18 protein-coding genes are annotated in these 17,100 nt (G+C 73.1%); 8 read left to right on the top strand and 10 right to left on the bottom strand.

Features of this window, described 5'->3' with window-relative positions:
* Positions 1 to 64: 64 nt before the first annotated feature.
* From AB0C99_RS25615 to AB0C99_RS25595, 5 genes are all read right to left on the bottom strand, one after another.
* Entirely contained in the window at positions 65 to 487 is a 423-nt protein-coding gene (locus tag AB0C99_RS25615) for a DUF6304 family protein (RefSeq protein WP_362479332.1), read from the bottom strand.
* A 150-nt stretch (positions 488 to 637) separates the two neighbouring features.
* A complete protein-coding gene (locus AB0C99_RS25610; protein WP_362479329.1) occupies positions 638 to 826 on the bottom strand; it encodes a hypothetical protein in 189 nt (62 codons plus the stop codon).
* A 42-nt stretch (positions 827 to 868) separates the two neighbouring features.
* Positions 869 to 1,453: a dihydrofolate reductase family protein gene (locus AB0C99_RS25605; protein ID WP_362479326.1), complete on the bottom strand. Its 585-nt coding sequence runs from the start codon at positions 1,451 to 1,453 to the stop codon at positions 869 to 871.
* Between the two features lie 126 nt (positions 1,454 to 1,579).
* Complete coding sequence (locus AB0C99_RS25600) at positions 1,580 to 2,629, bottom strand: family 2 encapsulin nanocompartment cargo protein polyprenyl transferase (protein WP_362479323.1); 1,050 nt, start codon at positions 2,627 to 2,629, stop codon at positions 1,580 to 1,582.
* Positions 2,630 to 2,811: 182 nt separating this feature from the next.
* Positions 2,812 to 4,227, bottom strand: a complete 1,416-nt coding sequence (locus tag AB0C99_RS25595; protein ID WP_362479320.1) for a family 2B encapsulin nanocompartment shell protein — start codon at positions 4,225 to 4,227, stop codon at positions 2,812 to 2,814.
* A 284-nt stretch (positions 4,228 to 4,511) separates the two neighbouring features.
* On the opposite strand from AB0C99_RS25595, the gene AB0C99_RS25590 reads away from it, so the two are divergent.
* A complete protein-coding gene (locus AB0C99_RS25590; protein WP_362479318.1) occupies positions 4,512 to 5,102 on the top strand; it encodes an N-acetylmuramoyl-L-alanine amidase in 591 nt (196 codons plus the stop codon).
* Between the two features lie 117 nt (positions 5,103 to 5,219).
* The gene (locus AB0C99_RS25585; protein ID WP_362479315.1) at positions 5,220 to 6,128 is read left to right on the top strand and encodes a pyridoxal-phosphate dependent enzyme; all 909 of its coding nucleotides are present in this window, start codon (positions 5,220 to 5,222) and stop codon (positions 6,126 to 6,128) included.
* On the opposite strand, the gene AB0C99_RS25580 is transcribed toward AB0C99_RS25585, so the two are convergent.
* Positions 6,107 to 7,702 (bottom strand): Na+/H+ antiporter, encoded by a 1,596-nt coding sequence (locus tag AB0C99_RS25580; RefSeq protein WP_362479312.1) that lies wholly within the window; start codon positions 7,700 to 7,702, stop codon positions 6,107 to 6,109. The two genes, AB0C99_RS25585 and AB0C99_RS25580, sit on opposite strands and share 22 nt — an antisense overlap.
* A 77-nt stretch (positions 7,703 to 7,779) precedes the next feature.
* Between AB0C99_RS25580 and AB0C99_RS25575 the strand changes: the two genes are divergently transcribed.
* From AB0C99_RS25575 to AB0C99_RS25565, 3 genes are all read left to right on the top strand, one after another.
* Positions 7,780 to 8,040, top strand: coding sequence for a UBP-type zinc finger domain-containing protein (locus AB0C99_RS25575; RefSeq protein WP_362479309.1), 261 nt, complete (start codon positions 7,780 to 7,782; stop codon positions 8,038 to 8,040).
* Between the two features lie 191 nt (positions 8,041 to 8,231).
* Positions 8,232 to 8,645: an anti-sigma regulatory factor gene (locus AB0C99_RS25570; protein ID WP_362479307.1), complete on the top strand. Its 414-nt coding sequence runs from the start codon at positions 8,232 to 8,234 to the stop codon at positions 8,643 to 8,645.
* Positions 8,642 to 9,721: an RNA polymerase sigma factor SigF gene (locus tag AB0C99_RS25565; RefSeq protein WP_362479304.1), complete on the top strand. Its 1,080-nt coding sequence runs from the start codon at positions 8,642 to 8,644 to the stop codon at positions 9,719 to 9,721. The genes AB0C99_RS25570 and AB0C99_RS25565 overlap by 4 nt, the downstream gene beginning before the upstream one ends.
* 10 nt (positions 9,722 to 9,731) lie before the next feature.
* Here the strand turns inward: AB0C99_RS25565 and AB0C99_RS25560 are convergent, their stop codons facing one another.
* Positions 9,732 to 10,196, bottom strand: coding sequence for a hypothetical protein (locus AB0C99_RS25560; RefSeq protein WP_362479301.1), 465 nt, complete (start codon positions 10,194 to 10,196; stop codon positions 9,732 to 9,734).
* A gap of 87 nt (positions 10,197 to 10,283) precedes the next feature.
* Here AB0C99_RS25560 and AB0C99_RS25555 point away from each other — a divergent pair, with 87 nt between their 5' ends.
* Both AB0C99_RS25555 and AB0C99_RS25550 read left to right on the top strand, forming a co-directional pair.
* Entirely contained in the window at positions 10,284 to 11,252 is a 969-nt protein-coding gene (locus AB0C99_RS25555; protein WP_362479298.1) for a diacylglycerol kinase family protein, read from the top strand.
* Positions 11,253 to 11,570: 318 nt separating this feature from the next.
* Complete coding sequence (locus AB0C99_RS25550) at positions 11,571 to 11,828, top strand: WhiB family transcriptional regulator (RefSeq protein WP_003953983.1); 258 nt, start codon at positions 11,571 to 11,573, stop codon at positions 11,826 to 11,828.
* A 201-nt stretch (positions 11,829 to 12,029) separates the two neighbouring features.
* Here the strand turns inward: AB0C99_RS25550 and AB0C99_RS25545 are convergent, their stop codons facing one another.
* Both AB0C99_RS25545 and AB0C99_RS25540 read right to left on the bottom strand, forming a co-directional pair.
* Entirely contained in the window at positions 12,030 to 13,496 is a 1,467-nt protein-coding gene (locus AB0C99_RS25545) for a PAS domain-containing sensor histidine kinase (protein WP_362479410.1), read from the bottom strand.
* 321 nt (positions 13,497 to 13,817) lie between these two features.
* The gene (locus tag AB0C99_RS25540) at positions 13,818 to 14,444 is read right to left on the bottom strand and encodes a TetR/AcrR family transcriptional regulator (RefSeq protein WP_362479295.1); all 627 of its coding nucleotides are present in this window, start codon (positions 14,442 to 14,444) and stop codon (positions 13,818 to 13,820) included.
* A gap of 247 nt (positions 14,445 to 14,691) precedes the next feature.
* Between AB0C99_RS25540 and nagB the strand changes: the two genes are divergently transcribed.
* Positions 14,692 to 15,477: a glucosamine-6-phosphate deaminase gene (gene nagB, locus AB0C99_RS25535; protein ID WP_362479293.1), complete on the top strand. Its 786-nt coding sequence runs from the start codon at positions 14,692 to 14,694 to the stop codon at positions 15,475 to 15,477.
* Between the two features lie 93 nt (positions 15,478 to 15,570).
* Here the strand turns inward: nagB and AB0C99_RS25530 are convergent, their stop codons facing one another.
* Positions 15,571 to 17,091: a glycoside hydrolase family 3 protein gene (locus AB0C99_RS25530; protein WP_362479290.1), complete on the bottom strand. Its 1,521-nt coding sequence runs from the start codon at positions 17,089 to 17,091 to the stop codon at positions 15,571 to 15,573.
* Positions 17,092 to 17,100 lie beyond the last annotated feature (9 nt).

Genomic DNA, 17,100 nt, shown 5'->3' with positions numbered 1-17,100 from the left:
GTCGCGGCCCCGGGCCCGGGAAGGTCGGGGAAGGCCCGGACAGGTCCGGAGAGGTCCGGGAAAGTCAGACTGCGGCCCGCAGCAGCCTCCGGCCGAACTCCGTGCCGGGCGGCAGCTGGCGGGCCACCCGCGCGAGGGCCTCCTCGAAGTCGGCCCCGGCGAGGCCGGATTCGTAGGCCGCGCCCGCGTAGTGCAGCGTCAGGCCGAGGTCGGCCCGCTCGCCGAGCGTCAACAGGCAGCTGAGCGTGGCCTGCCGGGTCGCGCCGTCCGCGACCACGGGGAGCGGGAGGTCCCACTCCAGCACGCATCCGCCGAGGGCCTGCCCGCCCTCGTCCGCGGCCCGCAGCGCGGCGAAGCTCGCGCCCGTGTACTCGATTCCCCTGATCCGGGTGGCCACATGGCCCCCGTCGGCCGCGATCACGATCGCTTCCGCCCCGAGGCGGTCCCGGTACCAACCGGTCCAGACTTCTGTCGACTCCGATGACATGCGCGGACTGTAGCGGTATGACCGGCTCCGGCGCTCGGCCGGTCACCCTGTGGCCGGACTTCTCCCGGTCTCGCCGCTCTCGCCGTTCTTGCCGGTCAGATGCGCGCTCGCGGCTTCCGCTCCGACCACTCGGCGCCCGGCCGCCTGCCTTCAGGGGGCGTCGCCGGGCGGCTCGTACCGCTCGCAGCGCGGGTTCCGGCACGGCCCCACCGCCCACTCGGGCACCCAGGCGCCCAGCACCTTGTGCCGCCGGGCATGGACCTCACGCGGCTCCCCGCAGGCCGCGCAGCGCCGCTCGGCCCGGGGGTCCCGCGTGGTGTGCGGTGCCGCCTCGGTCATGTCTCCAGCGTAGGACGACCAGCCCGGCACCGCTTCCCGCCGTCACCGCTTCCTGGCGTACGCGCGCACGACGACCCCGTTGCCGAAGCTCCGTACGTCCTGGAGCTCGAAGTCGCGGACGCCGAAGCCGGTGGCGAACATCGGCATTCCGGAGCCGTAGACCTGCGGGTACGACTTGATGACGAGCTCGTCGATCTCGTCGGCCAGCTCCCCCGCGACCTGCGCGCCGCCGCAGAGCCAGATGCCGAGCCCGCCGTCCTCGGCCTTGAGCGCGCGGACGCGGCCGACGAGGTCGCCGGCGACCAGCTCGACGTTCGGATCGGGCGACTCCGCGAGCGAGCGGCTCGCGACGATCTCCCGCAGATGGGCGTACGGGCTGGTCACACCCGCGTCCAGGGCCAGGCGGTACGAGCCGAGGCCCTGGATGACGGTGTCGAAGCGCTTGTTGGGCACGCCCGCGAGCCCGAAGGCGTCGCGGAACGCGGTGGGGATCGTGTCCGGGTACTCGGCGTTCATGAAGGCGGCGTACTCCTCGTCCATGAACTGGAACATGGTCGAGGCGTCGCCGTGGGGGTCGCCGATGAAGCCGTCGAGGGTGCAGGCGACGTAGTACGTGAGCTTGCGCAAGCCGGGGTCTCTTTCCTCAGGGAGCATGGCCGGTCTGACCACTTCGCCCATAGTGCTTTACCCGTAGTGGTTACGCAAGCCCTTTCGTACGGCCTTTCGTACGGCCTTTCTCCTCGCCCGTCCCCGTCAGCGGTTCCTGCGGGTCACGAACTCCGCGAGCGCCAGCAGGTCGCCCGCCGCCGACAGGTCCGGCACCGCCCGGGACAGCTGCTCCACCGCGCGGGCCATCCGCTCGGCCGCCTGCGCCTGCGCCCAGTCCCGGGCCCCGGCCCGCTCGACCGCGTCCGCCGCCGCCCGCACCGCCGCGGGGTCCAGCACCGGGCGCGCGTACAGCTCGGCCAGCTCCTCGCCCGCCGGGGTGCCGGAGCCGAGCGCGGCCACGACGGGCAGCGACTTCTTGCGGGCGACGAGGTCGGCCCCGGCGGGCTTGCCCGTGCGCCCCGGGTCGCCCCAGATGCCGATGAGGTCGTCGATCAGCTGGAAGGCGAGCCCGGCCTCGCGGCCGAACGCGTCCATCGCCGCGACCTCCTCCTCGCCCGCCCCCGCGTACAGCGCGCCCACCGCGCAGGCGCAGCCGAGCAGGGCGCCGGTCTTGGCGGTGGCCATCGCCACCACCTCGTCCAGGCCCACCTCGCGCGGCCCGCGCCGCTCGAAGGCGCAGTCGGCCTGCTGTCCCGCGCAGAGCTCGATGACGCAGGCGGCGAGCCGGGCCGCGGCGGCGGTCGAGGCCGGGTGCGGGTCCTCGGCGAGCAGCCGCAGCGCCAGCGCGGACATCGCGTCGCCCGCCATGAGCGCGTCGGGGATGCCGAACACCGTCCAGGCCGTGGGGCGGTGCCGGCGGGTCGGGTCCTCGTCGACGATGTCGTCGTGGAGCAGCGTGAAGTTGTGCGCGAGCTCCACCGCGGCGGCGGCCTTCACCGCCGGGGCGGGGTCCGCGCCGAACGCGCGGGTCGCCGCGAGCACCAGGGCCGGGCGGATCGCCTTGCCCCCGGCGCCCTCCGCGGGGGTCCCGTCGGCGTGCTCCCAGCCGAAGTGGTACATCGCCACCCGCCGTATCGAGCCGGGCAACGACTCGACGGTGCTGCGTAGTTGGGGGTCGACGACGCTGCGCGTCCGGTCCAGGAGCAGCACGGCACCCTGTCCCCCGGTCGTGGTGTCGGCACTGATCGTGGTCATGGTCCTCGTCGTCGCTTTCTCCGCCGAACCGGCTAACCCGGCCGGGTCGGCCGCCTCGGCTGTCTCGTCTGCTGTCTCGTCGGCCGTGCCCTCGGCCGTCCGGTGGGCCGTGTCCGGCTCCGTCGTCCCGGTGGCTCTCCGAGCCGTCCTGGTCCTCATCGCGTCCTCGCCGCGCCCGCCGCTCAGTGCCGGCGGCCGATCTCCACGTTCTCCAGCACGCCCAGGGCGTCGGGAACGAGGACGGCGGCCGAGTAGTAGGCGGTGACCAGGTAGGACACGATCGCCTGGGCGTCGATGCCCATGAAGCGGGTGGAGAGCCCCGGCTGGATCTCGTCCGGCAGGCCGGTCTGGTGCAGGCCGATCACGCCCTGGTCGGACTCGCCCGTACGCATGCAGAGGATCGAGGTCGTGCGCTCGGGCGAGACCGGGATCTTGTCGCACGGGAGGATCGGCACCCCGCGCCAGGCCGGCGTCCGGGTGCCCGCCACGTCGACGCTGTCGGGCACCAGGCCCCGGCGGTTGAGCTCGCGGCCGAAGGCGGCGATGGCCTGCGGGTGGGCGAGGAAGAGCTTGGCGTCGCGGCTGCGGGAGAGCAGCTCGTCCAGGTCGTCCGGGCTCGGGGCGCCGTCGTGGGGCTGGATCCGCTGCCCGTAGTCGCAGTTGGCGAGGAGGCCGAACTCCCGGTTATTGACCAGCTCGTGCTCCTGGCGCTCGCGCAGCGCCTCGACCGTGAGCCGCAGCTGCTGCTCGGTCTGGTCCATCGGGTGGTTGTAGAGGTCGGCCACGCGCGAGTGCACCCGCAGGACGGTCTGGGCGACGCTCAGCTCGTACTCGCGCGGGGCGGCCTCGTAGTCCACGTAGGTGTGCGGCAGGACGGCCTCGCCGACGTGGCCCGCGGAGAGGTCGATGGCGGCCTCGCCGAAGGAGTTGGTGCGCTGCTCGGGCAGGGCGGTGACCCCCGCGAGCTGCGCGGCGAGCGAGCCGGCCCGCTCGGCGAGGGCGAGCACGTCGGCGCGGGTGAGCTCCAGGACCGTGCAGGCGGTGGCCGCGCGGGCGGTCCACTCCCAGGCCGCCTCGCCGTCGACGAGGGCGTCCTCGCCGAGGTACGAGCCGTCGGCGAGGACGCCGAGCACGGTCTCGTCCCCGTACGGCCCGGCGCCGATCCGCTCGACCCTGCCGTGCGCGAGGAGGAGCACCCGGTCGGCGGGCTCGCCGCGCGCGGCGAGGACCTCGCCCGCCGCGAGCTCCCGCTGCCGGCAGCGGGCGGCCAGCTCGGCGAGGACGTCCGGGTCCTCGTAACCGCGCAGGGCGGGGAGCTCGCCGAGCTCGGCCGGGATGACGGCGACCCGCCCCCCGGTCTGCACGAAGGTGACGCGGCCGTCGCCCACGGAGTAACTGAGCCTCCGGTTCACCCGGTAGGTGCCGCCCTTGACCTCCACCCACGGCAGCGTGCGCAGCAGCCAGCGGGAGGAGATCTCCTCCATCTGCGGGGCCGACTTGGTGGTGGACGCGAGGTTCCGCGCGGCGGCCGTGCCGAGACTCTGCTGCGGCGGCGTCTGCTCCGCGCGGGCCTCGTCCTCAACCGAACCAACGGACATGGAACTCCCTCTCGTATGACAGATCTGCGAGAGGAAGCCTTTCAGCACGGAGAGTGCCACCGCCATTACACAAAAGAGTGGGACTCGGCGAGCCTCAAACGGGCATGGGACGCGATTTCCACTCGAACAGTGCACGCCGGTGGGCGCTGTTTCGCGCCCCTTCACTCCCCCGTGTCCGGATCTGCTCGCACACGGTCCGAACGGATGGCAGCGGAGGGCGTCGCTCCGGTACCCCGGAACGACCGGTGATCCCCCTGTGATCGCCCTGCTGGAAGGAGCCGGTCATGTCCTCACCCATGTCCGCCAACCGCTTCCTCGACGCGCTGCGCGGCGAGGGCCTCGATGTCGTCGAGGTCGGCGACTGGCGCACCCACAACCGCAACCAGAAGGGCCCCTGGGGCCCCGTGTACGGCGTGATGATCCACCACACCGTCACCCGGGGCACCGACAACACCGTCCGCATCTGCCGGGACGGCTACGAGTCCCTGCCGGGGCCGCTCTGCCACGGCGTCATCGCCAAGGACGGCAGCGTCCACCTGGTCGGCTACGGCCGGGCCAACCACGCCGGTCTCGGCGACGCCGAGGTGCTGCGCGCGGTCATCGCCGAGAAGGGCCTGCCGCCGGACCGGGAGGCCACCACCGACGGCAACCGGCACTTCTACGGCTTCGAGTGCGAGAACCTCGGCGACGGCGTGGACCCGTGGCCCAAGGTCCAGCTCGACGCCATCGCCAAGGCCGCGGCGGCGGTCTGCCGGGTGCACGGCTGGACCCAGCGCTCGGTGATCGGGCACCTGGAGTGGCAGCCGGGCAAGGTCGATCCGCGCGGCTTCACGATGGCGTCCATGCGCGAGCGGATCGCCGAGCAGCTGCGCTGACCCGCGCGGGGCCTCAGGCGGCGTCCCCCGCGCGGGGGACGCCGCCCGCCCGGGCGACCGCCCGTCCCCGGAGGGCCGCCCCTCCTGGGAGAGCCGCCCGTCCGGGAGAATGACCGGGTGAACGCGCCCGACCTCGCCCGCCTGCGCCCCCGGCTCCCTTCCCCCCTGGAGCCGGTCGAGGACGAGCGCTTCACCCGGCACGGCCTGCGGCTGCTGCTCAAGCGCGACGACCTGATCCACCCCGACCTGCCCGGCAACAAGTGGCGCAAGCTGGCGCCCAACCTGCGCGCGGCGGCCGGGCGCCCCGTGCTCACCTTCGGCGGGGCCTACTCCAACCACCTGCGCGCGACGGCCGCCGCGGGCCGCCTGCTCGGCTTCCGCACCATCGGCGTCGTGCGCGGCGACGAGCTGGCCGGCCGGCCGCTGAACCCCTCGCTCGCGCGGTGCGCGGCGGACGGGATGCGGCTGCTGTTCGTCGACCGCGCCACGTACCGCGCCAAGCACGAGCCCGCCGTCCTCGGCCGGATCCTGGGCGAGGCGCCCGAGGACGTGTACGTCGTCCCCGAGGGCGGCAGCAACGCGCGCGCGGCCGAGGGCTGCTCCGGGCTCGGGCGCGAGCTGGCGGGCTGGGCCGACGTGGCCGCCGTCGCCTGCGGGACGGGCGGCACCCTGGCCGGGCTGGCCGCCGGGTTCCCGGGCCCCGTCCTCGGCGTCCCGGTGCTCAGGGGCGGCTTCCTCGGCGACGAGGTCAGGGCCCTCCAGGAGGCCGCTTTCGGCGGCCCGCGCGGGGAGTGGCGGCTGGACGAGCGCTTCCATTGCGGCGGTTACGCCCGTACCACCCCGGAGCTCGACGCCTTCGCGGCCGATTTCGGGGCGCGGCATGGACTCGCCATCGAGCGGCTGTATGTGGCCAAAATGCTCCATGGGCTCGTGACGCTCGCCGAGGAGGGCGCCTTCGCCCCCGGCACCCGGATCGCGGCCGTGGTCACGGGTGCCCCGGAGCCTCAGTCGGACTCCTCCCGGTAGGCCGCGGCCTCCTCCAGGTCGAGCCGGCGCAGCAGGGTGCGCATCATCTCGTCGTCGATCCGGCGCGCGTCGCGCAGTTGTACGAAGACCTCGCGTTCGGCGTCGATCATCTCGCGGGCCAGCCGCCGGTACGTTTCGTCGGCGGTCTCGCCGGTGACCTCGTTGACGGCGCCGAGCCGCTCCCAGACGGCGTTGCGGCGGCGCTCCAGGACGGTGCGGAGCCGGTCGGCGAGCGGCGGCGGGAGGGCGTTGCGCTCGTCGGCGAGCAGTGCGTCGAGGCGGGCCTCGGCGGCCCCCGACGCCTCGCTCTGGGCCTGCGCCTCGGCGAGGGTCTCCTGGTAGCGGTCGCGGCCGGGCAGCTTCAGGGCCCGGATGAGCGGCGGCAGGGTGAGGCCCTGGACCACGAGGGTGCCGATGACGGTGGTGAAGGTGAGGAAGAGGACCAGGTTGCGGGCCGGGAACTCGGTCCCGTCGACGACGACGGGGATGGAGAAGGCGATGGCGAGCGAGACGACCCCGCGCATCCCGGCCCAGCCGACGACCAGCGGCGCCCGCCAGTCCACCTCGGGTTCGCGCGCGCGGATGCGCGCGGAGAGACGGCGGGGCAGGAAGGTGGCGGGGTAGACCCAGACGAAGCGGACGACGACCACGGCCACGAAGACCCCGGCCGCGTACCAGGCCGCCTCCCCGATCCCGTACCGGCCGAGGCCCTGGACGACGTACGGGAGCTGGAGGCCGATCAGCGCGAAGACGGCGGACTCCAGGACGAAGGCCACCATCTTCCAGACCGCCTCCTCCTGGAGCCGGGTGGCGAAGTCGACCTGCCAGTTCTTGTGCCCGAGGAAGAGGCCGACGACCACGACGGCGAGCACGCCGGAGGCGCCGACCTCCTCGGCGGCGGCGTAGGCGACGAAGGGGATGAGCAGCGAGAGGGTGTTCTGGAGCAGCGCCTCGCGCAGATGGGTGCGGAGCCAGTGGATGGGCACCATGAGGATCAGGCCGACGCCGATGCCGCCGAGCGAGGCGAGGGCGAACTCGCCGAGGCCGCCGGCCCAGCTGATGCCCTCCCCCACGGCGGCGGCGAGCGCCACCTTGTACGCGGTGATGGCGGTGGCGTCGTTCACCAGGGACTCGCCCTGGAGGATGGTCGTGATCCTGTTCGGCAGGCCGAGCTTGCGGGCGATGGCGGTGGCGGCGACGGCGTCCGGCGGGGCGACGACCGCGCCGAGCACGAGCGCCGCCGTCAGCGGCAGGTCGGGCACGAGGACGTACGCGAGCCAGCCGACCGCGACCGTCGCGAAGAGCACGTAGCCGACGGAGAGCAGGGCGACGGGCCGGATGTTGGCGCGCAGGTCGAGGTACGAGGAGTCGACGGCGGCCGTGTAGAGCAGCGGGGGCAGGATCAGCGGCAGCACGATGTGCGGGTCGAGGGTGTAGTCCGGCACGCCCGGCAGATAGGCGGCGATCAGGCCGACGGTCACCAGGAGCAGCGGCGCGGGGACCGGGGTGCGGCGGGCGAAGCCCGCCACCGCGGCGCTCGCCGCGACCAGTCCCACCAGCTGAAGTGCGTCCATGCCCGTCCCGTCCGTAACGTCCGTGGGCTTGCGTCACTCCCGCTACGCGAGTCCCGGCACAACGTAACCTGGCCATCATGAGCGAGTGCCCGCACGTTGCCGAAATGCCGCGCCCCGAACCGGCGCCGCTGAACGACACCTGTCCGGAGTGCCTGGCCGACGGCACCCACCCCGTCCAGCTGCGGCTCTGTCTCAGCTGCGGGCACGTGGGCTGCTGCGACTCCTCGCTGGGGCGGCACGCGACGGCGCACTTCACGGCGACGGGTCATCCGGTGATGCGGACCTTCGAGCCGAACGAGCGCTGGCGCTGGTGCTTCGTGGACGGTTCGATCGTCTGACGGCTGGGTACGTCACCCCTCCGCGGGTTCTCCGCGGCCGCCGGGCGGGGGCCGGTCCTCAGGGCCCCCGGCGACACGGCGGGACGGATCGCGATAGCGTCTCGGCGGATCGCGCAACCCACTGCGTTCCGCCCGGTTCGGGGGGTTCTTCCCCGGACCCCGAAAGAGCTTGTGCCACCTTGGAGGTGAGGGTGTCCCAGATCGCAGGCGAGCCCGGGACCCAGGACTTCGTGGAAGTCCGGCTGCCCGCTGCGGGTGCCTACCTGTCCGTGCTGCGTACGGCCACGGCCGGTCTCGCGGCGCGTTTGGACTTCACCCTCGACGAGATCGAGGACTTGCGCATCGCCGTCGACGAGGCGTGCGCGATCCTGCTCCAGCAGGCCGTGCCGGGATCGGTGCTGAGCTGCGTCTTCCGGCTGGTCGACGACTCGCTCGACGTCACGGTGTCGGCCCCGACGACGGACGGCCGGGCCCCCGAGCGGGACACCTTCGCGTGGACGGTGCTGTCGGCACTGGCCGGCAAGGTGGAGTCGTCCGTGGCGGCCGACCGTACGGTCTCCATCAGCCTGTACAAACAGCGCGGCGCGGGGCCAGGCCCGGCGTGAGGCGCGGGGACGCGACGGCCGGCATCCCTGAGCAGCAGGCACGGCCGCATCCGGACGCCGAGGCCGGGTCGGCCCCGGTCGGGACGGGAGTCGAGGTCGCTACGGATCACGCGGAGCAGGCGGACCAGATGAGCGAGCAGGACCAGCACAACGAGGTTCCGGGTACCCCAGGGGCCTCAGGGCCCCCAGGGGCCCCTAAGGGCGAAGAGGCCGCGGAGGCTCCGGGGGCCGCCGGGGCGTCCGGTGAGACCGCCGGGCCCCCCGCCGATGCCGCGGGCGAGGCCCCCGAGCCCGCCCCGGCCGCCCCGGCCGCCCACGACCCGCACGACCGCAGTGGCGCGCGGGCGCTCTTCATCGAGCTGCGGGCGCTGCCGGAGGGGTCGGCGGAGAAGGCCGCGCTGCGCGACCGGCTGGTGCGGATGCACCTGCCGCTGGTGGAGCACCTGGCCCGCCGCTTCCGCAACCGGGGCGAGCCGCTCGACGACCTGACCCAGGTGGCGACGATCGGCCTGATCAAGTCGGTGGACCGGTTCGACCCTGACCGGGGCGTGGAGTTCTCCACGTACGCGACCCCCACGGTGGTCGGCGAGATCAAGCGCCACTTCCGGGACAAGGGCTGGGCGGTCCGGGTCCCCCGGCGCCTCCAGGAGCTGCGGCTCTCGCTGACCACGGCGACGGCGGAGCTCTCGCAGCAGCACGGACGGTCACCGACCGTGCACGAGCTGGCGGAGCGGCTGGGGATCTCGGAGGAGGAGGTCCTGGAGGGCCTGGAGTCGGCGAACGCCTACTCGACGCTCTCCCTGGACGTGCCGGACACCGACGACGAGTCCCCCGCGGTCGCGGACACGCTGGGCGCGGAGGACGAGGCGCTGGAGGGGGTCGAGTACCGGGAGTCGCTCAAGCCGCTCCTGGAGGACCTGCCGCCGCGCGAGAAGCGGATCCTGCTGCTGCGCTTCTTCGGGAACATGACCCAGTCGCAGATCGCGCAGGAGGTCGGGATCTCGCAGATGCACGTCTCCCGGCTGCTCGCGCGCACGCTGGCGCAGCTGCGGGAGAAGCTGCTCGTGGAGGAGTAGGCCCCCGGGACTACCGGGGCGCGTCCTGGCCCTGGCCGGGGCGCCGGATGCCGAGTGCCTCGGTCGTGGACGGGCTCGCCAGCAGGACGAGCCCGGTCACGGCGAGCACTGCGAGGGCGATGCCGGCCGGGATCATGACGCTGTTCGCCTGGAGCAGCTGCCAGGCGACCGGCAGGGCGAGGATCTGGGTGATGACCGCGGGGCCGCGGGCCCAGGAGCGGCGCAGCCACAGGCCGCGGGCGGCGGCGAGCGGGATCAGGCCGAGGGCGACCAGGGTCGCGGCGCCCATGACGGCCGAGGTCAGGTCGTCGGGCCCGTCGCCGAGGACGGTCACCAGCATGTAGAGGCCGCCGGCCAGGAGGGCGAGGCCCTCGACGCCGGCCACCGCGGCGGCGGCCGTGAGGCGCCCGGGCCGCGGGCTCCGCTCCGTACTGCTGCTCATGTCTGCACCCTCGGCGCTGTCGGCACTGCTCATGTCCTGCAGGGTAGCCGGGGCGGCCGGGGAGCCGGGGGCACGGGCCGGGCTGGGCCCCGGTACCGCCGGGTAGGTACCCTGGCGACCATGCGCGCGCTTCTCGTGGTCAACCCGGCAGCCACCACCACCAGTGCCCGCACCCGTGACGTGTTGATCCACGCGCTGGCCAGCGAGATGAAGCTGGACGCGATCACCACCGAGTACCGCGGGCACGCCCGTGACCTGGGCCGCAGGGCCGCCGACTCGGACGACATCGACCTGGTCGTGGCGCTGGGCGGCGACGGCACGGTGAACGAGGTGGTCAACGGGCTGCTGCACGCGGGGCCCGATCCGGACCGGCTGCCGGGGCTCGCGGTGGTGCCGGGCGGCTCGACCAACGTGTTCGCCCGCGCGCTGGGGCTGCCGAACGACGCCGTGGAGGCGACCGGGGCGCTGCTCGACGCGCTGCGTGAGCGGCGGGCACGGACGGTGAGCCTGGGGCTGGCGTCCGGGACGCCGGGCACGGAGGACGAGGCCGTTCCGGAACGGTGGTTCACGTTCTGTGCCGGCTTCGGATTCGACGCGAGCGTGATCGGCCGGGTCGAACAGCAGCGGGAGCGCGGAAAGCGTTCGACGCACGCGCTCTATCTGCGCCAGGTGGTGCGCCAGTTCCTGGGCGAGCAGAACCGGCGGCACGGGACGATCACGCTGGAGCGCCCGGGTGAGGATCCTGTGGAGGATCTGGTCCTCTCCATAATCTGCAACACCTCCCCCTGGACCTACCTGGGGAATCGCCCGGTGTACGCGTCCCCGGAGGCGTCCTTCGAAACGGCGCTGGACGTGCTCGGACTGAGCCGGCTCTCGGCTCCTTCGGTGGCCCGCTATGCCACTCAGCTGCTCACTTCGACCCCCGAAAAGGGGCCGCACGGCAAGCACGCGAGAACCCTGCACGACCTGACCGACTTCACCTTGCATTCGAAGGTGCCCCTGCCCCTTCAGATGGACGGCGACCATCTGGGGCTGCGTACGAGCGTGACGTTCACAGGCGTACGCCGTGCACTGCGTGTGATTGTGTGACCGGAAGGGTCGAAAGTCCTTCTACTCGAACGTTTAGGCTGCCATCCACCCCCTAGAAGTACGGCTGTGACGGAGCCGACACCGAGGAATCAAAAAAAACTTTCCAGAAGGGGTTGTATCCGCTGCCGAGGTTTGCGAGTCTCTTCTTGGCGATCGGGACGGCCCGCAACACCGGCCTCCACTGAGAGCCAGAACCCCTCCTCAAACTCTGGACCACACCAGTTCACCTGGCAGTCGGCCCTTCCCTTGCGGGGGGATTCGTGAAAGCGTTCACATTCACAAGCAACTTGCACGTAATAACCAAGAGAGGTAGCAGCCATGGACTGGCGTCACAACGCCGTTTGTCGTGAGGAAGACCCCGAGCTGTTCTTCCCCATCGGCAACACCGGTCCTGCGCTGCTGCAGATCGAGGAAGCCAAGGCCGTCTGCCGCCGCTGCCCCGTCATGGAGCAGTGCCTGCAGTGGGCGCTCGAGTCCGGCCAGGACTCCGGCGTCTGGGGTGGCCTCAGCGAGGACGAGCGCCGCGCGATGAAGCGCCGCGCCGCCCGCAACCGGGCGCGCAACGCCAGCGCCTGAGCCACCTGTGACAGCCTGAGGCACGCGGCGCGTACATCGTGTACGCATTCACCGCCCCCGAGCCGCAGCGCGCAGCAGTAGTAACCCACAGCATTCGAGCCCCGGACCGAGTTCCTTTCGGTCCGGGGCTCGCTGCTGTGCGCGGTGCGGGCGCGGCCGGGGCCGAGGCCCAGGAGGGCCCCAACCCCCGCCGTACGGGGGCTACTTCTGCGGCTGCACGGGGATGTCGAGGACGACCCGGGTGCCGCGCTCGTCGCCCGGCTGCATGTCGAAGGCGCCGCCGAGCTCGCCCTCGACCAGGGTCCGTACGATCTGGAGCCCCAGGTTGCCCGCGCGCTGCGGGTCGAAGCCCTCGGGCAGTCCGCGCCCGTCGTCCTTGACCGTGATCAGCAGCCGGGCGTCCGCGCGGGGTTCGCCGCGGACGGCGGTGACCTCGACCGTGCCCCGCTCCCCCGGCGCGAAGGCGTGCTCCAGGGCGTTCTGCAGGATCTCGGTGAGGACCATGGAGAGCGGCGTGGCGACCTCGGCGTCCAGGATGCCGAAGCGCCCGTTGCGCCGGCAGGTGACCTTGCCCGGGGAGATCTCGGCGACCATCGCGATCACGCGGTCCGCGATCTCGTCGAACTCGACCCGCTCGTCCAGGTTCTGGGACAGCGTCTCATGGACGATGGCGATCGAACCGACGCGCCGCACGGCCTCGTTGAGGGCCTCGCGCCCGCCCTCGGAGTCCATCCGGCGGGCCTGGAGGCGCAACAGGGCGGCCACCGTCTGGAGGTTGTTCTTCACCCGGTGGTGGATCTCCCGGATGGTGGCGTCCTTGGTGATCAACTCGCGCTCGCGGCGGCGCAGTTCGGTGACGTCCCGGAGCAGCACCAGCGAACCGATGCGGGTGCCCTTGGGCTTGAGCGGGATCGCGCGGAGCTGGATCACGCCGCCGTTGCCCTCGACCTCGAACTCGCGCGGGGCGTAGCCGGAGGCCATCGTGGCCAGGGCCTCGTCGACCGGGCCTCGGGAGGGGGCCAGTTCGGCGGTGATCTGGCCGAGGTGCTGGCCGGTGAGGTCGGCGGCGAGGCCGAGCCGGTGGTACGCGGAGAGGGCGTTGGGCGAGGCGTACTGCACGATGCCGTCGGCGTCGAGCCGCATCAGCCCGTCGCCCGCGCGGGGCGAGGAGTCCATGTCCACCTGCTCGCCGGGGAACGGGAAGGTGCCCGCGGCGATCATCTGGGCCAGGTCGGAGGCGGACTGGAGGTAGGTGAGCTCCAGGCGCGAGGGGGTCCGGACGGTGAGCAGGTTGGTGTTGCGGGCGATGACGCCGAGGACGCGGCCCTCGCGGCGCACGGGGATGGACTCGACCCGGACCGGGACCTCCTCGCGCCACTCCGGGTCGCCCTCGCGGACGATCCGGCCCTCGTCGAGGGCGGCGTCCAGGAGCGGGCGCCGGCCGCGCGGGACCAGATGGCCGACCATGTCGTCCTGGTAGGACGTGGGGCCCGTGTTGGGCCGCATCTGGGCGACGGAGACGTACCGGGTGCCGTCCAGGGTGGGGACCCACAGGACGAGGTCGGCGAAGGAGAGGTCGGAGAGCAGCTGCCACTCCGACACCAGCGTGTGGAGCCAGTCGAGGTCGGACTCGCTCAGGGCGGTGTGCTGGCGGACGAGGTCGTTCATGGAGGGCACGTGTGCGAGCGTACCCGCGGAATTACGGGGCGGTGAACCTGGATCTCCGGGGCTCCGTGTTGGAGGATGGGCCCGGAAGGACCCGGCTCCTATGGATGGACAGACGAGAATGGTCTAGTCCACAATGCTTCCCAAGGAGCCTCCACTCTCCCCGCACAGGAGGGTGGACGAGGTACCCGGCGCTCTCTGCCCTGACTGCGCCGAGACCTCCCCAACGGCCGAGGGCACCGCACACCCACGGCCGAGCAACTCCGGGCTGCGGTGCCGGACGGGTTGAGGGTCCCGTCAGGCGCCGCGGCCCGCGGGTGTCCACTACGGGGCCGATTCGGCCTCCCGCGCGCCGTCGGCCGGCGGCCAGGCGCGCATCGCGGTCTCCGCCAGCGCCTCCAGCTCCTCCCGTCCCGCCCCGTCGCGGGCCTGCTGGGACATGCCCTGAAGGACGGCGCCGCCGAACCGGGCGAGGGCCCGGACGTCGGTGTCCGGGGGCAGCTCGCCGCTCTCCACGTCCCGGCGGATCCGCTCCTCGAACGCGGCCGCATCGGCCTCCCGGCGCCCGCGCAGGGCCTCCTGGACCTCGGGGGTCGAGCAGTTGACCGCGGCCGAGATCACCAGGCAGCCCCGCGGGTGGGCCGGGTCCGTGTACGCCTTGGCCGCCTCCCTGAGCGTCCGGCCCATCGCGGCGCGGGCGGTCGGCTCCTCCGCGAAGGCGCGCCCGCCGAAGGCGCCGTACGAGCGCGCGTACCCCTCCACGACCTCCTCGAAGAGGGTCCTCTTGTCGCCGAAGGCCGCGTAGAGGCTGGGCGCGCTGATGCCCATCGCGCGGGTGAGGTCGGAGACGGAGGTCGTCTCGTACCCGTGCTCCCAGAAGGCCGTCATGGCCTGCTCCAGCGCCGTCGGGCGGTCGAAGGAGCGGGGCCGGCCGCGCTGTTTCGAGGTCATGGAGAAATTCTATAGCGCCCGCTACGAAAGGGCGGGCGCGGTCCCCGAGTGGCTGACGGGGCGGGGGCGGCCGACGATGGGTGAGGTGGGCCGAGGGCGGACACCCCGGGCCCGCCGGCGGGCCGGAAGGGGCCGGAAGGACCCGGAACGACATGGGCGGACGGCCTCGGCTCTGCTAGATTTGGGCTTTGATTGGTCTATACCACCAGGCTCCTCTCCAGCCCCTCACCAGATCGGCAGGCACAGCGTGGAAGTTGTCATCGTCAAGGACGCCAAGGCGGGCGGCGAGCTCATCGCGGACGGCATCGCCGACCTCCTGCGCCGCAAGCCGGACGCGCTGCTCGGCGTGGCCACCGGATCGACCCCGCTGCCCATCTACGACGCCCTGACGGCCATGGTCGCGGCCGGTTCCGTGGACGCCTCCCGGGCCCGCATCGCCCAGCTGGACGAGTACGTGGGGCTGCCCGCCGGGCACCCCGAGTCCTACCGGTCCACGGTGCTGCGCCAGGTCGTCGAGCCGCTCGGCCTCTCCCAGGACGCCTTCATGGGCCCGGACGGCTCCGCCGAGGACGTCCAGGCGGCCTGTGTGGCCTACGACCGGGCGCTCGGCGAGGCCGGCGGCGTGGACCTCCAGATCCTCGGCATCGGCACCGACGGGCACATCGGCTTCAACGAGCCCTGCTCCTCGCTCGCCTCCCGCACCCGGATCAAGACGCTCACCGAGCAGACCCTCGTGGACAACGCGCGCTTCTTCGACAACGACATCGAGCAGGTGCCGCACCACGTCATCACCCAGGGCATCGGCACCATCCTGGAGGCCCGCCACCTGGTGCTGCTCGCCACCGGCGAGGGCAAGGCCGAGGCCGTGGCGCAGACGGTCGAGGGCCCGGTCTCGGCGCTCGTGCCCGCCTCCGCGCTCCAGCTGCACCAGCACGCGACCGTGGTCGTGGACGAGGCCGCCGCCTCCAAGCTGAAGCTGGCCGACTACTTCCGCCACACCTTCGCGAACAAGCCCGCCTGGCAGGGCATCTAGCCGTTCCGGCGGCCCGCTCACGGGCGCACGTCACGCGAAGGGGCCCGGCACCTGGATCAGGTGCCGGGCCCCTTGCGTACGGGCGGAGCGGGACTAGCGGCCCACGACGGCCTCCGCCGCGGCGCGGCCGCAGACGCGGGCGGCGCCGTGGGTCGCGATGTGCAGGGCCCCGCGGGGCTCCGACTCGTTGAGGCCCATCTCGACCACCACGGTGTCCGGGCGGGCGGCGAGCAGGTCGTCCAGGGCCTTCGCCATCCACGGGTGCCGGTGGGCGTCCCGTACGACCGCGACCACGCGCCGGTCGCCGGCCGCCGCGAGCAGCTCGTCCGGCGCGGCGTCGGCGCCGTAGTTGCCGGTCGCGGTGCCCGGGAGCAGCCGCGCCAGCTCGGCGGCGACGCCCCAGGGGGTCTCGTCGCCGACCGCGAAGTTGGCGACGGGGGTGAAGGAGGCCACGTAGGGCGCCTCGGTGACCGGCTGGTACGGGTGCTCGCCCGGGGTCAGCCGCAGGGCCCGGCGGGCCGCGACGAGGCCCACGTCGGTGCCGGGCGCGGTCCCCTCCTGCACTGCCGCGCCCGGCCCCGAACCAGCCCCCCTCGCCCGGTGCGCCTGGGTCCAGGCCGCCAGGGCGCGCACGCGCGCCGCGGCGTCGGCCAGCCGCTCCTCGGGCAGTTCACCGGCCCGTACCGCGTTCACCAGCGCGTCGCGCAGGCGCAGTACGGTGTCCTCGTCGGCGAGCCCGCCGCCGACGCAGATGGCGTCGGCGCCCGCGGCGATCGCGAGGACGGATCCGCGCTCGATGCCGTACGTCGACGAGATGGCCTGCATCTCCATGCCGTCCGTGACGATGAGCCCCTCGAAGCCCAGCTCCCGGCGCAGCAGACCGGTGAGGATCTGCGGGCTCAGGGTGGCGGGGCGGTTCGGGTCGAGCGCGGAGAGCAGGATATGCGCGCTCATGACGGCTTTGGTACCGGCGGCGATGGCCGCGCGGAAAGGTACCAGCTCACGGGCGTGCAGTGTGTCCAGGTCCACATCGATGCGGGGCAGCGCGTGGTGCGAGTCCACATTGGTGTCGCCGTGCCCCGGGAAGTGCTTGGTGCAGGCGGCGACACCGACGGCCTGGAGGCCGTCGACGTAGGCCACGGTGTGCCGGGCGACCAGCTCGGGGTCGGCGCCGAAGGAGCGCACCCCGATGACCGGGTTGTCGGCGTTGGAGTTCACGTCGGCGGAGGGCGCCCAGTTGAGGTCGACCCCGCAGGCGGCGAGCCGGCTGCCGAGCTCGCGGGCCACGGCCCGGGTGAGCTCGACGTCGTCGACGCTGCCCAGCGCGTAGTTGCCCGGGAAGGAGGAGCCCTGCTTGACCTCCAGGCGGGTCACGTCGCCGCCCTCCTCGTCGATGGCGACGAGGACGTCGTCCCGCTCGGCGCGCAGCCGCGCGGTGAGCGCGGCGAGCTGCTCCGGGGTGTCGATGTTGCGTCCGAACAGGCCGACCGAGGAGAGTCCCTCGCCGATCCGGCGCAGCAGCCAGTCGGGGGCGGTGGTGCCCACGAAGCCGGGCTGGAGGACGGTGAGGGCGTCCCGGGTCAGGGTGTCCGAGGCGCTTTCGAGAATGGTCATGGGGAGGAC

This window comes from Streptomyces sp. NPDC048659 (assembly GCF_040650575.1).
GTDB lineage: Bacteria > Actinomycetota > Actinomycetes > Streptomycetales > Streptomycetaceae > Streptomyces.
The sequence above is the reverse complement of the archived record's forward strand: the minus strand, read 5'-3'. Positions and strand labels throughout refer to the sequence as shown.

Excerpts from the sequence above, each read along its gene's own strand:
- AB0C99_RS25595 (WP_362479320.1), bottom strand. The coding sequence starts at position 4,227 with ATGTCCGTTGGTTCGGTTGAGGACGAGGCCCGCGCGGAGCAGACGCCG.
- AB0C99_RS25580 (WP_362479312.1), bottom strand. The coding sequence starts at position 7,702 with ATGGACGCACTTCAGCTGGTGGGACTGGTCGCGGCGAGCGCCGCGGTG.
- AB0C99_RS25615 (WP_362479332.1), bottom strand. The coding sequence starts at position 487 with ATGTCATCGGAGTCGACAGAAGTCTGGACCGGTTGGTACCGGGACCGC.
- AB0C99_RS25545 (WP_362479410.1), bottom strand. The coding sequence starts at position 13,496 with ATGAACGACCTCGTCCGCCAGCACACCGCCCTGAGCGAGTCCGACCTC.
- AB0C99_RS25560 (WP_362479301.1), bottom strand. The coding sequence starts at position 10,196 with ATGAGCAGTGCCGACAGCGCCGAGGGTGCAGACATGAGCAGCAGTACG.
- AB0C99_RS25590 (WP_362479318.1), top strand. The coding sequence starts at position 4,512 with ATGTCCTCACCCATGTCCGCCAACCGCTTCCTCGACGCGCTGCGCGGC.
- AB0C99_RS25600 (WP_362479323.1), bottom strand. The coding sequence starts at position 2,629 with ATGACCACGATCAGTGCCGACACCACGACCGGGGGACAGGGTGCCGTG.
- AB0C99_RS25540 (WP_362479295.1), bottom strand. The coding sequence starts at position 14,444 with ATGACCTCGAAACAGCGCGGCCGGCCCCGCTCCTTCGACCGCCCGACG.
- AB0C99_RS25550 (WP_003953983.1), top strand. The coding sequence starts at position 11,571 with ATGGACTGGCGTCACAACGCCGTTTGTCGTGAGGAAGACCCCGAGCTG.
- AB0C99_RS25555 (WP_362479298.1), top strand. The coding sequence starts at position 10,284 with ATGCGCGCGCTTCTCGTGGTCAACCCGGCAGCCACCACCACCAGTGCC.
- AB0C99_RS25610 (WP_362479329.1), bottom strand. The coding sequence starts at position 826 with ATGACCGAGGCGGCACCGCACACCACGCGGGACCCCCGGGCCGAGCGG.
- AB0C99_RS25575 (WP_362479309.1), top strand. The coding sequence starts at position 7,780 with ATGAGCGAGTGCCCGCACGTTGCCGAAATGCCGCGCCCCGAACCGGCG.
- AB0C99_RS25530 (WP_362479290.1), bottom strand. The coding sequence starts at position 17,091 with ATGACCATTCTCGAAAGCGCCTCGGACACCCTGACCCGGGACGCCCTC.